Genomic DNA, 11,893 nt, shown 5'->3' on the forward strand with positions numbered 1-11,893 from the left:
TTCTACGCTAACAGGCTGCCTGGTTTCAGGAGATTGGCACGTCGATGAGAGAAGGACACGCCCTACGCACGGACAAGCTTGTGATAGGAAGCTTATCGCTTTTTACTGCGCTTTCTCTGACCGATTAATTTATCACATCGCTTTCCGTAACTCCGTTTACTCTGGGAACAAGGCCACCCCGCCGTATCCGACAATGCGAGAGGTATCCCCGCCTTGCATTGCGCTGTTCGAATAGGCGATTTTCTCGACCCGAAATGGTTTGTTCAATCGCTGTAGAGTCTTCATAACGATCGCGGCAGGCACGACTCCGCACATGCTGATATTATGCTTGCGACACGTTTCCAGAAGATACTCAGCATCACCCGTCACCATAGCTTCCAACGCCATTTCATCTCGACGGCGATTCTCTTCTTCCGGCTGAAAGTGATTCAAGTCACTGGAAATGACCAAGAGGGGCATCTCGGGGAGATCGGCCAGCACACTCGCCAACTGCTCGCTGAACTTGTTGATCTCTGCCATTGAGGCACCATGCAGTACAATCGCAGAAATCAGAGGCTTCTCCTGCGATCCCAACTCTTCAACCAATGGCAATAAGACCTCGATCGCATGCTCTCCCGCATGAGCAGAAGCATCAAGTTCAATCCCCTCGACCTTTTCCGCGATTGCTTTCACCAGTTCCTGGTCTGCCATAAAAGGCTCAGCGTTCGGCATGTTCCAAGCGGAACAAGGAGCGACGGCCCAGTCCGGACCGTTGTTGGTATGTTTGGGACCGATAAACAATATCGACTTCGGAATTTCAACACGCGACCAAACATCCACCGCCGTTTGTCCGCTGAATCGAAGTCCTGCGTGCGGAGACATAATGGCGAGAGCTTTTTGTTTTTCCGCTGACGGTGTGTTCTTCATTAGCGATTGAATTACCTCACTCCGCACTTCTTTGCTCTCTGGATAGAAAACTTTTGCCATGGCAGGCGGACGTGGGAAATCCCGCGTGTCAGGTTGTGAAGCATTCGAGACCAAGAGACTGGACAAGGTCGAAATGCATCCCATTGAGAACACCGCTTGCGGATTGCCACGAAGTCGAGAGAGGTTGGCTACTTCTTGCAGTAAAGCAACCGTTGAGGACTCTCCATGGAATCCGACGGCAACGCGGTTTCCAACAAACGTCAACAGCGTACGTTCTGTGGTGGAAACTTCGTCAAGCTCGCACTTGCTAAGTGTTTCTCGTAGCGCTTTGCCGTCCCAATCGTCTGATTTGACGATCCCGTGATAAATCGGGTCAAAGAGGATCGTCAACTCGATGTCGACGGATGTGTTCTCGGGAAATCTGGCTTGCGAAAGAGTTCTCGCGACTTGCTTAGACATTTCAAAAAGACTGGCTTGTAAAGGAACACCAGGCCGCATGGATGTTTGAATCCAGCTTGCTAGAACTTGCTTGGTTTCGGCATCGTGAACAGTCACCACGATCCCATTAACCGTGCCATCCATGGCATCGAGTGCTACGTAGTTGGGGCTCATGCCCGAGTTCATTGCGATAATATTCTCGATCATGACCTGCTTGAGTCGCATCAAGCTTTGAATCGAGCCCGGTGCCTTAGCTGCGGGGATCGACTCGGGTAAATAATCCGGCTCGAACTTGCCCTCGATGACTTTTGCCTCAAAGATTTCTAGAAGGGAGTCTGGTCTCTTCCACATATCGGCTAACAATTGCGATTTGCGACAGACAGCGTCCAGAAACTCTGCTGAACTCCAGCCTTGTTCCACGGCTACCGACGGGAGCAGCAAACCACGTGAATTGCCAAGTGTAAATCGTAGCCCATGTCGACCAACTTCGACCGCGGTGGCGCGATCCTCCGGTGAAACCTCAACCGGGATGGGAGCGGACAAGATAGAAACATCGAGATTCAAATAGGGCAACTCTCTAGGTGAGATCTGCGGAAGCCGAACATCCTCCTTGGCAGTGCGTTCTGCCGATTCGGTGATGGCCTGTGCCAAAGGGGTGGGGGCTCCGAGAAGACCACAGCATCCGCGCAGATGCTCTCCTCGGGTGAGCGTCGTAAACATGCCGTGCACACATTGTTCCGCCAAGTCACCCAGCATCTCTGCCGCAGACATCTTCATCGGCCTTCCCAAAACTGTGGAGACGAGGACCGACTGGGCTACTCGATGGATGAGTTGGCATTGCTCGTCCGTCAGGGCATCCCATGAGAGCATTGGCAGCTTGTTCAAAGTTGGCAGGGACACAGACACCTCGTTTGGCTCTAAGATTGGCAAGTTAATTGGCTTGATGGATGAGGAGGGAGGTATCGAAGTTCCCTCGTTGGTCAAAGATACCCGACTATTGCGAACCTGGTCGTCGGGAACCTGAAAACTGCCAATGTTTACTGGTGTGCGTTTCCTGCCCCATGCACCTGGGGCGCCAGAAAAACGGCCTGATTGTTTCGCTCCGCAAAATCGGCATGCTCCCTGCACTAGTTCGTATCGTCCTAATTCATACCAATCCCGCTCGATCAGGAGCCAGTGCTCTTGCCATAGGTATCGAGAATCATTTGATGGTTCTCAACTTTGCGAACGAAGCAGAACCCTCGGTCCCCTTCCTTCAGTTTGCATTGACGTGGGCACAAATCACACACGATACGATTCTGGATATCTGCAATAGATTTCCCTCCGTCTTCGCGGTGCCACCATTTCGCTGGAACCATCTCAGCCAGTCCTTTTGTTTGCGAGTCCTGTTGCCTACTGATCGCTCAACTTGTTCATTATAACAACCTATTTTGTGTCGGCTTTCACCATAACCCAATAGCTAGCACTGTGACGGCAAGGCTAGGGCTCGAACCTGTCTTTACCTGTCGTGTTTAGCTCGCTACAAGACGGTAAGGACGGCTTAGAACCTACTTTTTACTCTTCGCTCAGGTTTGAGGAACTTACCGAGCAAAAACGGGAGGATTGTTTGCAACCGTGTCATGATCGCGACAAAGCCTCGCTGTTCTCGCTTAGGTCTCACATGGGGGCACTATGCAGTTGCGTGAGACCAAACCTATTGATGGTTGCGGTCTTGTTAACTCTTGTGAGCCATACGCATGCGATTGCGCAGCTTGTGGATTCTCCGGTTGTAACGGACTCGGTCAAGTACCAACTGCCATCCGACACTGCTACTGTTTTTGGAGTTCCTCCATTACAAGATGAATTCCCATCTTTCTCCGACGCGTTGTCAGCGCTCGAAGTCCCCATTCTGAAGGATGATACAGACCTCAAGCCTAAGGCGAAAAAACCATCTGCGGTTTTAACCGTTGAGATTCAGTCTGATGCAGTGTGGGTCAATCAAGACGACAACAATGTTTTGACGGTTGGAGAGATTCCGGATGGTGCTTTTTTTCGTCGAGCGCGGTTTGGTATCTTCGGAGAGCTTTATGAAACAGTCGAGTATCGATTGGAGTTTGACTTTGCGGAGCCGGCTCGTCCGAGGTTTCTTGACAATTGGGTCGCGTTAACCAAAGTCCCTGTAATCAACAACGTGATCGTTGGGCACTTCTTTGAACCATTCAGCCTCGAGCGATACACTCCCAATCGATTCATTACCTTTACAGAACGCTCATTGGCTGACACGTTTGCTCCCGCTCGTAACATGGGGATGATGATGTACGGGAACGGATTCACCGAACGGGTCACCTGGGGAGCAGGTTTGTTTCGATCTGACAGCGATGACTATGGAGATGACGTGTCGTTCCGAAGCGGCTACGCGATGACATTGCATAGCACATTTCTCGCATGGAACGAAGAGATCGATGAGCATAAGAGCCGGCTTCTTCACTTGGGAGGTTCCTACAGCTACCGCACACCCGGTGATGATGGATTCCGTTACGCAGCACGCCCTAGTGCTAGGCTCCGTGAGCAGGGAGTTGGCGGAATCCCCAACTTTATTGATACCGGACCTTTGGTGGATGTGAGCTATGCGAATCTGTATGGATTGGAGGCATCTTGGGTGGAGGGCTCGCTGTCGCTTCAAAGTGAATTGATCACCTCGGTCGTATCTCGCCCTAACGATCCGAACCCTGTGTTTCGAGGTGGATATGTCTATGGCAGCTGGTTCTTAACCGGTGAGGGACGATCCTATAGTCCCTCCAGTATTCTGGGCCGATTTCGAGAGGGAATCTTTCAGCGCATTAAGCCCAAGAGCAACTTGTACGATCGATCGATTGGAGATGGCTGGACCGGCCTCGGTGCCATCGAATTCGGTGTGCGATGGGCTTTCATTGATCTTAATGATGCCGGCATTCAAGGAGGGTACATGGAGGACATGACCTATGGAGTCAATTGGTACCTCAACCCCTTCACTCGCGCATCGTTTAATTACGTGCGGCCCAAACTTATCGATCCCGTTCGTGGCAAGAGCTACTCCGATATCTTCGTAGCTCGTCTGCAATTTGAGTTTTAACGCGATCAGCTGACCATGCCCAACACGCGTTTGATTCTCTGAATAGAACGTTCTTTGCCGAAAATCGTCAGGTAGTCGAAAATGGTGAGCCCAGACATTTTACCGGTTAGTGCGATCCGCATCCCCGCCATAAAGTTCCCCAGCTTGATTCCCTTTGACTCGACAAAGGCTTTGAGGATTGGCTCAAAGGCTAGCTGCTCCGTCGACTCGGCCTGTCTAATCAATTCGCAGAATTCTTGTATGGCAGAGCAGACTGCCTGATCGGATTTGAGCTTCTTTTCAAAACCGGCTTCGTCAATCAGAAATGCGTCGTCGGACGTGAACAATTCGTCGAACTGGAGAATATCTCCCGCCACTTTAACTCGATCCCCCGCTGCTTTCAGGATACCGGTTAAAGTGTCGGCAATCTCGCACGGTGGTGGCTCAGAAACCCAACCTGCTTTTTGCAGATACGGCAGTACCATCGCGACCTTCTTTTTCAAATCTAAATCGTTCATCCAGCGAGTCTGAAACGCAACCAGCTTCTGTGGATCAAACGAAGCGGGAGATTTGTTGACTCTTTCCAGTGAAAAGTGTCGAATCGCATCCTCCATGGTGAAGTGTTCCGTGCTGTCATCCAGAGACCAACCCAGGAGCAACAAGTAGTTCAGAATGGCTCCAGACAAGAAACCAACCTCACGATAGAAATCTACCACCACGGGATTGAACGTTTCGGGGGTCGTCTCCAATTGTGCACGTGCTGCGACGGTAGCTCCGAGTTGATTGAGAGCTGCAAAATCTTTCTGCTTCAGATACTTATCGAGCTTTCTCTTGCTCAGCTTGGCTGTCCCGCCAGGCTCCGCGACAAATGGTAGATGCGCATAAACAGGCAGGGCATAGCCGAGCGAGTTGGCTATAAAAATCTGACGAGGAGTATTTGGTAAATGCTCTACCGCCCTGACGACGTGCGTGATCTGAAAATCATAATCGTCCACCACGCTCGCCAAATGATAGAGGCACGTTCCATCAGTACGCTGGATAACGTGGTCTTGTTCATCCTTCCATTCGAACGAACAAACTCCCCGGATGCGATCTTCGAATAGACAGCTACCCTCGCGAGGCATCTTGAGACGCACCACCGCCTCTCTACCCTCTGCTCGAAACTGCGCCACCTTTTCTGGGGTGTCAGCCATCCACGTACGATCGTAGATGAAGGCCTTGCCAGCTGCCTCCGCTGCTGCACGCTGCTGGGCGAGTTCGTCTGTTGTTGCAAAATCGTAGTATGCGGCACCGGAATCGAGCAGTTGCTCGACCGCAGCCTGATAACGACCCAGCCGCTGCGATTGATAGTAGGGGGCAAACGGACCGTCAACCCCTGGCCCTTCGTCCCAGTCGAGCCCCAGCCAACGAAACCCATCTAGGATAGGTTTCAAAGCTGCCTCGACGTTGCGATTTTGGTCCGTATCGTCGATCCGAAGCAAAAACTGCCCACCAGCCTGTTTAGCAAGCAAATAGTTAAACAGGGCAGTTCGAACGCCTCCAATATGCAAATAACCGGTAGGGCTGGGGGCGAATCGAGTACGAACGGTCATGATAGGGAAATTTTCTCAAAAACGGGTTGGCAAAATATTGCGTAAATTGATACCAAAGGAGTTCGATTCCATCGAGAGGCGTTGTTTCTCCGAATGGCTTATTTTCAACGGATTGTTGGTATGACTCGAAAATCGTTCGCTGGAATTGGTCTCATCCTTTTTGGTATGACCCTGGGAGCCTTTGTTCCCAGCGTGGTAAGATTGGGCCAAGCGATCGCTACTCCTCAAAATGATAGATCTTGGGATCCTTCAGGAAGTCATGCCATCTTGCCCGATGGTTTTGTTCCATCGAGCCAGGAGGAAGCGATTCATGTCGCCATATATGAGTCGGCAAATCGTAGCGTAGTCAATATCTCTACTACCTCGATCCGGCCCGAGACCCTTCTGCTAGCATCCGAAATTGCAGGCAACGGCAGTGGGATCGTGCTCGATCAACAAGGGCACATCCTGACCAATCATCACGTGGTGAGCGATTCTCAGAAAATTAGCGTCACTCTATTCAACGGCGAAGTTTATCCAGCGAGCTTGGTCGGGCAAGACCCACATAACGATATCGCAGTCGTAAAGATCAATGCTCCTAACGAATCCCTTTTCCCGATCACTGTCGGCGATTCCAGCAACTTAAGGGTCGGGCAACACATCGTCGCTATCGGCAATCCGTTTGGGCTAGAACGGACCATGACCACTGGCATCATCAGCAGCTTGAACCGCCAAATCACCGCCAAGACTGGACGCAAGATTCACTCGATCGTCCAAATCGATGCAGCTTTGAATCAAGGGAATTCTGGCGGTCCACTCCTCAACTCTCGAGGGGAATTGATCGGCATGAATACTGCGATTGCGACCCGCAGTGGCGATAATGCAGGAATCGGTTTCGCAATCCCGATCAACACGATCAAGCGAGTTGTGAGTCAGCTGATTGAAACTGGTCGGGTTATCCGGCCCACAATAGGAATACTACAAGTCTTTGAGATCGATCGCGGCTTGCTTGTAGTAAATCTCACTCCGAATGGCCCCGCAGAAAAATCGGGAGTTGTTGGTTCCAAAATGGGACGCAAGAGGAATCGGCTGGGACTGACTGTAGAATTTGCAGATCATACGCAAGCGGACATCATCGTTGGGATAGACGAAAAGCGAGTAAAGAAAGCCGACGATTTACTGAGTGTGATTGAATCCAAACAGCCCGGCGACCAAGTTGTCTTGACCGTAGTAAGAGACAGGAACATCGTGCAAATTCCGATTACCTTGTCAGGTGAGTAAGCTCTCAATCAGATAATTTCTAAAATAGCGCAAAGGCTTTCGGGGTGGCGCAGCGACCGCGAGGAGTTCGAATGATGAGTTCACTCCTCAAAAGGAATGGTTCTACCTCATCCTCGAGCGTGTCGGCAGAAACACTCATGGTATGTGCAATATTCTCAACGCCAGCCGGCCCTCCCTGAAACACGTTGATCAAGGTCTGCAAATATCGCCGATCCTGCTTATCCAAACCGATCTCATCAATCCCCATCATGCTCAACGCCTTTTCTGTGACGGGACGTGTGATGACGCCATCGGATTTGCTCATGGCGTAATCTCTCACCCATAAAAAACGATTGTTCGCAATTCTAGGTGTGCCTCGAGCTCGTTTGGCAATTTCCTCTGCTGCATCTCGGTGCAACTCGACGTTCAGTTTGCGAGCATTTCTCCTTAAAATCTCGACCAGTTCATCCATTTCGTAATAACTGAGGTGCTGCCGGATGTGAAATCTGTCTCGCAACGGACCACTAAGCATCCCGGCACGAGTTGTTGCCCCAATTAATGTGAACGGTTGCAACGACAAGTTTAACGTACGAGCATTCACACCTTCCCCGACCACAATGTCGATGCGAAAATCCTCCATCGCGGTATACAAAAACTCTTCGACCTGTTTCGGTAACCGATGAATCTCATCTATGAACAGAACCGAACCTCGCTCCAAATTGGTGAGGTAAGGAATCAGCTCCTTGGGGGCCTTGAGACTCGGGCCTGACGCCATCTCTACGTTGACACCCATCTCACGTGGGATACACGTTGCAAAAGTCGTTTTGCCTAAACCCGGTGGGCCATCAAACAGAATATGACCCAGCTGCTCATTGCGGCGTTTGGCTGCATCGATGGAGATTTGTAGGACCTCCATGATATCGCGCTGACCGACCATGTCTGCAATTCGCTTTGGACGCAACCCAACATCGGTATCGCCAACATCGTGCTGCGTGGATGGATCTGGTATCGAGTTGCTCTCGTCTATGGGCCTTTCGCCGATAGGTCCATCATCGAATTGGTCGTCATCGGGTGGATTCAGATCATCTCGCCCGGAGTTTTTTCCCATACGCGGCTGCCTAGAGCTGGTACCTTTCGGGCTCTTTGCCGACGATGCATCGACATCATCGGCGGTAATCTTTCTCTCCCTGACCACGATACTCCTCCTTGGAATCGACTGCTTGCGATCCCTAAGCCCCAGAATTGACCGGAGCCCAGAATCGACTGGGATGCGTTCGCGAGGCCTACTGTCCTTGACCGCGAGAGAATCCAGGTTTGCCATCGAAATTGTAAAGACCTTCTAACTTCACAAATTCTACCCCGGCATCTGTAATGCGATCCAACAAAGCCGTAATCGCCTTGTGGGAGACCACACCGGGGGTCCCCTCTGGGAGTTGGAATCGGCAACGATAGACGTCAACCGTGAACGTTTCTGCCATACCGCCGGGCCAAACCTTCATGCCGCGATTGCTAAGCATTTCGAGCACCATGCCGTCCCCTGCTAGAGGTTGTAGCTTTGCTGCTAAGTCATCAGCCGACCCCTTGAACTCGCAGAAAACGTCGGCTCCAACCATTTCTCGCTTTTCGGTCGACCTGACATACGGGGGTCGAGAATTCAGCGGCTTGGTTAGGGCCTTGGAATAATCCACTTGCTTGAGAACCTCCGGCTTCTTACCGAGCCTTTCCACAACCGCTTCGGCAAATTCATTGGTTCCCACTTTTTGCTTGGAAACTCGTTCGTCAAAAATATCGTAGGTGTGGATACCATCTTCGATGGTCTTCAGCCAGGCGTTATGTGCCAACTCCGCGACACTCCCTTGTCCGATGTGGACCAACATTTGGATCGCACCCAAGAACAGACCGGATGGATTTGCCAAATTCTGCCCGGCACGTCGAGGAGCCGAACCATGGATAGCCTCGAACATCGCACATGCATCGCCGATGTTGGCAGAACCAGCCAAACCGACCGAACCGGCAATCTGAGCCGCCACGTCGGACAGGATATCGCCGTACAAGTTCGGCATGACAATCACGTCAAAGGCTTCTGGGGTGTCGGCAAGCTTGGCTGCACCAATGTCGACGATCCAGTGTTCGTTTTCGATGTCAGAATACTCTGCTGCAATCTCATCGAAAACTTTGTGAAACAGACCGTCGGTCAGCTTCATAATATTGTCTTTGGTAAAGCACGTAACCTTCTTCCGTCCGTAAGCTCGTGCATACTCGAAAGCATAGCGAACGATCTTTTCGGTGCCGGGGCGGCTGATCAACTTGAGGCATTGCATAACGTCGATCGTTTGACGATGCTCAATCCCAGCGTACAAATCCTCTTCGTTTTCCCGTACGATCACGACATCCATTTTGGGATGCTTGGTTTCGATGAATGGGTGATAGCTGAGGCAAGGACGCACATTGGCGTAGAGTCCGAACGCCTTGCGGGTCGTTACGTTGAGCGACTTGAACCCTCCACCCTGTGGAGTCGTGATCGGTGCCTTGAGAAAGACCTTGGTTTCACGCAGACTTTGAAAAGCTTCTGGCTCAATTCCCGCCATATTGCCCTTGAGGTATTGCTTTTCACCGATCTCGATGGTTTGGATATCCAACTTCGCGCCGGCCTCTTGGATAATCCTAAGCGTTGCGGCCATGATCTCGGGGCCGATGCCATCGCCATAAGCGACTGTGATGGGAGTTGCTGATGCCATGCGTATATCAATTCATTGGTTGGAGGGAATCGAAGGGGTCGGGTGGAAACGCGACCAATCACTGCAATAAAGAGGAAGAAATCGTATTCCTAATCGGGCTGGGCAGCAACTCGCGCAGCCTATTAGTTTGTTGGATTTCTTGGGTATTTTTCGAGCCAGCGGGACTTAAAGGCGTCGTAGTCGGCCCTCGTGTCAATCCCCCGATGGGATTCGGGAATAGCGCCCACCACAATCTTGTGCCCATTCTGTAGAAATCGTAGCTGTTCAAGCTTCTCGAGACGCTCCAAACTACTTGGGGCCAACCGCCCGAGCTGAAGCAAAAAATCCCTGCGATAGGCATAAATCCCTATGTGTTGCAGAAACAATGGGGGCTCCTCTGCCAGCAAACTCTCGGACCAATCACGTGGATGAGGTATCGGGGAGCGGCTAAAGTACAAAGCAGTTCCGCCAGCTCCCACCACCACTTTGACACATGCAGGGTCATTCAAGTTTGCCGAGCTTCGAATGGGGGTCGCCAGCGTGGCTACCGATGCCTCCGGCGAAGAGACTAACAAGTCCATTACTAGATCGATCGATTCACCCGAGATTTCTGGCTCATCCCCTTGCACATTGATGAAAATGTCAACCTCAGGTGACGCATGGGCGACCTCCGCAATCCGATCGGTACCACTCTGAGCCGAAGGATTCGTCATCATGGCCGTGCCGCCGAATGAGTTCACTAGCTCGAACAAGCGAGGATGATCGACCGCAACCGTAATGCCGGATGCGTGTTTTGCCGCCATGCACGCTCGATAAGTATGCTCGAGAACAGAATGTCCGGTCTCGCTCAGCAGGAGTTTTTCAGGGAGCCGAGTCGAAGCTAAACGTGCGGGAATGACAATCCTGCCAATCATCAATTGGGGCCATCACATTTTGTGAAAATCATCCTGCCTGCTTGCGTTTGCAAAGTGCTGGTAACCACGACCCCCACTGTCTCATTGAGACGACCTCGGCCTCCCTCGACGACCACCATAGTGCCGTCGTCCAAATAGCCGATCCCCTGATCATGACCTTCGCCTGGTTTGACAACTCTGATCTGAAAGCCCTCGCCAGGCAAAAACTGTGGACGCAATGCACTCGCAACCTGATTAAGGTCGATGACTTCAACGTTGTGCAGCTTGGCTACCTTATTTAGATTGAAATCTCCCGTCACCAGCTTGCCACCGAGATGCTTGGCGAGAAGAACTAGTTTCATGTCGACAGGTTGCCCCGCAAACTCCGTAAGCTCGCGCTCGTATAATGTGAAATCAAGCCTTTGGCTGCTGCGAAGCCGGTTCAAAATATCTAGTCCGCGACGACCTCTGACTCGCCTTAGCTTGTCTGAGCTGTCAGCAATATTTTGGAGCTCCATCAATACGAACCGGGGCATAACCAACTGACTGTCGAGCACACCGGTGTCCGCCAACTCTGCTAACCTGCCATCGATAATGCTGCTTGTATCAAGAATTAATGGCTTCAGACCCTTGAGCTCGCGAGAGAACTCAACATAAGGCACTACGAATCGGAAGTCATCCTTGGTTTGCAGCAATAAACTGATGCAGACGTAACAGAGAACGGTAAGCAACCCAATGGTAAAGTAGGTCTTTGTGAGGCTGTCCTGCAAAAACGGATCCATCGCAATTGTCAACAAATACGTCAGAACCAGCCCAATCACCAATCCAAAGTAGACCGCCGAAATGACGTCGATCCGCTTGCGAGGAAATAACATGTCCATGGCGACCACGCCGAACGCTACAAGCATCACCCCACTGAAAACGATATAGGGCCCGAAGGCTCCGAGAGCCCCAAAATCCTCTGATCTAGCCCAAATGGCCCCTACACCTCCGGCAACCAATATAAAAATAACGCGAAGAGCCAACACGGCAATCGTG

Annotated in this window: 9 protein-coding genes; 2 read left to right on the forward strand and 7 right to left on the reverse strand. The window is 51.4% G+C overall.

Annotation, left to right across the window (positions count from 1 at the left end; genetic code table 11):
- Nucleotides 1-156 precede the first annotated feature (156 nt).
- Together amrB and SH449x_RS00365 are read right to left on the reverse strand one after the other, a co-directional pair.
- Nucleotides 157-2,214 carry an AmmeMemoRadiSam system protein B gene (gene amrB, locus SH449x_RS00360; protein WP_482381861.1) on the reverse strand — a complete coding sequence of 686 codons (2,058 nt, stop codon included), beginning with the start codon at nucleotides 2,212-2,214 and terminating at the stop codon, nucleotides 157-159.
- A 296-nt stretch (nucleotides 2,215-2,510) separates the two neighbouring features.
- Nucleotides 2,511-2,702 carry a hypothetical protein gene (locus SH449x_RS00365; RefSeq protein WP_482379335.1) on the reverse strand — a complete coding sequence of 64 codons (192 nt, stop codon included), beginning with the start codon at nucleotides 2,700-2,702 and terminating at the stop codon, nucleotides 2,511-2,513.
- Between the two features lie 149 nt (nucleotides 2,703-2,851).
- Between SH449x_RS00365 and SH449x_RS00370 the strand changes: the two genes are divergently transcribed.
- Complete coding sequence (locus SH449x_RS00370) at nucleotides 2,852-4,435, forward strand: OprO/OprP family phosphate-selective porin (protein WP_482379336.1); 1,584 nt, start codon at nucleotides 2,852-2,854, stop codon at nucleotides 4,433-4,435.
- A 5-nt stretch (nucleotides 4,436-4,440) separates the two neighbouring features.
- On the opposite strand, the gene gltX is transcribed toward SH449x_RS00370, so the two are convergent.
- Entirely contained in the window at nucleotides 4,441-6,006 is a 1,566-nt protein-coding gene (gene gltX, locus SH449x_RS00375) for a glutamate--tRNA ligase (protein ID WP_482379337.1), read from the reverse strand.
- 120 nt (nucleotides 6,007-6,126) lie between these two features.
- On the opposite strand from gltX, the gene SH449x_RS00380 reads away from it, so the two are divergent.
- The gene (locus tag SH449x_RS00380) at nucleotides 6,127-7,266 is read left to right on the forward strand and encodes a S1C family serine protease (protein ID WP_482379338.1); all 1,140 of its coding nucleotides are present in this window, start codon (nucleotides 6,127-6,129) and stop codon (nucleotides 7,264-7,266) included.
- A gap of 19 nt (nucleotides 7,267-7,285) precedes the next feature.
- On the opposite strand, the gene ruvB is transcribed toward SH449x_RS00380, so the two are convergent.
- The 4 genes from ruvB to SH449x_RS00400 all read right to left on the reverse strand — a co-directional run bounded on the left by ruvB (nucleotide 7,286) and on the right by SH449x_RS00400 (nucleotide 11,889).
- Nucleotides 7,286-8,353, reverse strand: a complete 1,068-nt coding sequence (gene ruvB, locus SH449x_RS00385) for a Holliday junction branch migration DNA helicase RuvB (protein WP_482381862.1) — start codon at nucleotides 8,351-8,353, stop codon at nucleotides 7,286-7,288.
- A 175-nt stretch (nucleotides 8,354-8,528) separates the two neighbouring features.
- Nucleotides 8,529-9,983 carry an NADP-dependent isocitrate dehydrogenase gene (locus SH449x_RS00390; protein WP_482379339.1) on the reverse strand — a complete coding sequence of 485 codons (1,455 nt, stop codon included), beginning with the start codon at nucleotides 9,981-9,983 and terminating at the stop codon, nucleotides 8,529-8,531.
- 122 nt (nucleotides 9,984-10,105) lie between these two features.
- A complete protein-coding gene (gene kdsB, locus SH449x_RS00395) occupies nucleotides 10,106-10,876 on the reverse strand; it encodes a 3-deoxy-manno-octulosonate cytidylyltransferase (protein WP_482379340.1) in 771 nt (256 codons plus the stop codon).
- Nucleotides 10,876-11,889: a PIN/TRAM domain-containing protein gene (locus tag SH449x_RS00400; RefSeq protein WP_482381863.1), complete on the reverse strand. Its 1,014-nt coding sequence runs from the start codon at nucleotides 11,887-11,889 to the stop codon at nucleotides 10,876-10,878. Before SH449x_RS00400 ends, kdsB begins: the two co-directional genes overlap by 1 nt.
- Nucleotides 11,890-11,893: the final 4 nt, after the last annotated feature.

Source organism: Brakhagea baltica (genome assembly GCF_052161605.1).
Classification (GTDB): domain Bacteria; phylum Planctomycetota; class Planctomycetia; order Pirellulales; family Pirellulaceae; genus JBKCUI01.

What these genes read in the sequence shown, in the direction of transcription:
- amrB (WP_482381861.1), bottom strand. Translation starts at nt 2,214, where the DNA reads ATGCTCTCATGGGATGCCCTGACGGACGAGCAATGCCAACTCATCCAT.
- SH449x_RS00365 (WP_482379335.1), bottom strand. Translation starts at nt 2,702, where the DNA reads ATGGTTCCAGCGAAATGGTGGCACCGCGAAGACGGAGGGAAATCTATT.
- gltX (WP_482379337.1), bottom strand. Translation starts at nt 6,006, where the DNA reads ATGACCGTTCGTACTCGATTCGCCCCCAGCCCTACCGGTTATTTGCAT.
- SH449x_RS00380 (WP_482379338.1), top strand. Translation starts at nt 6,127, where the DNA reads ATGACTCGAAAATCGTTCGCTGGAATTGGTCTCATCCTTTTTGGTATG.
- ruvB (WP_482381862.1), bottom strand. Translation starts at nt 8,353, where the DNA reads ATGGGAAAAAACTCCGGGCGAGATGATCTGAATCCACCCGATGACGAC.
- SH449x_RS00390 (WP_482379339.1), bottom strand. Translation starts at nt 9,983, where the DNA reads ATGGCATCAGCAACTCCCATCACAGTCGCTTATGGCGATGGCATCGGC.
- kdsB (WP_482379340.1), bottom strand. Translation starts at nt 10,876, where the DNA reads ATGATTGGCAGGATTGTCATTCCCGCACGTTTAGCTTCGACTCGGCTC.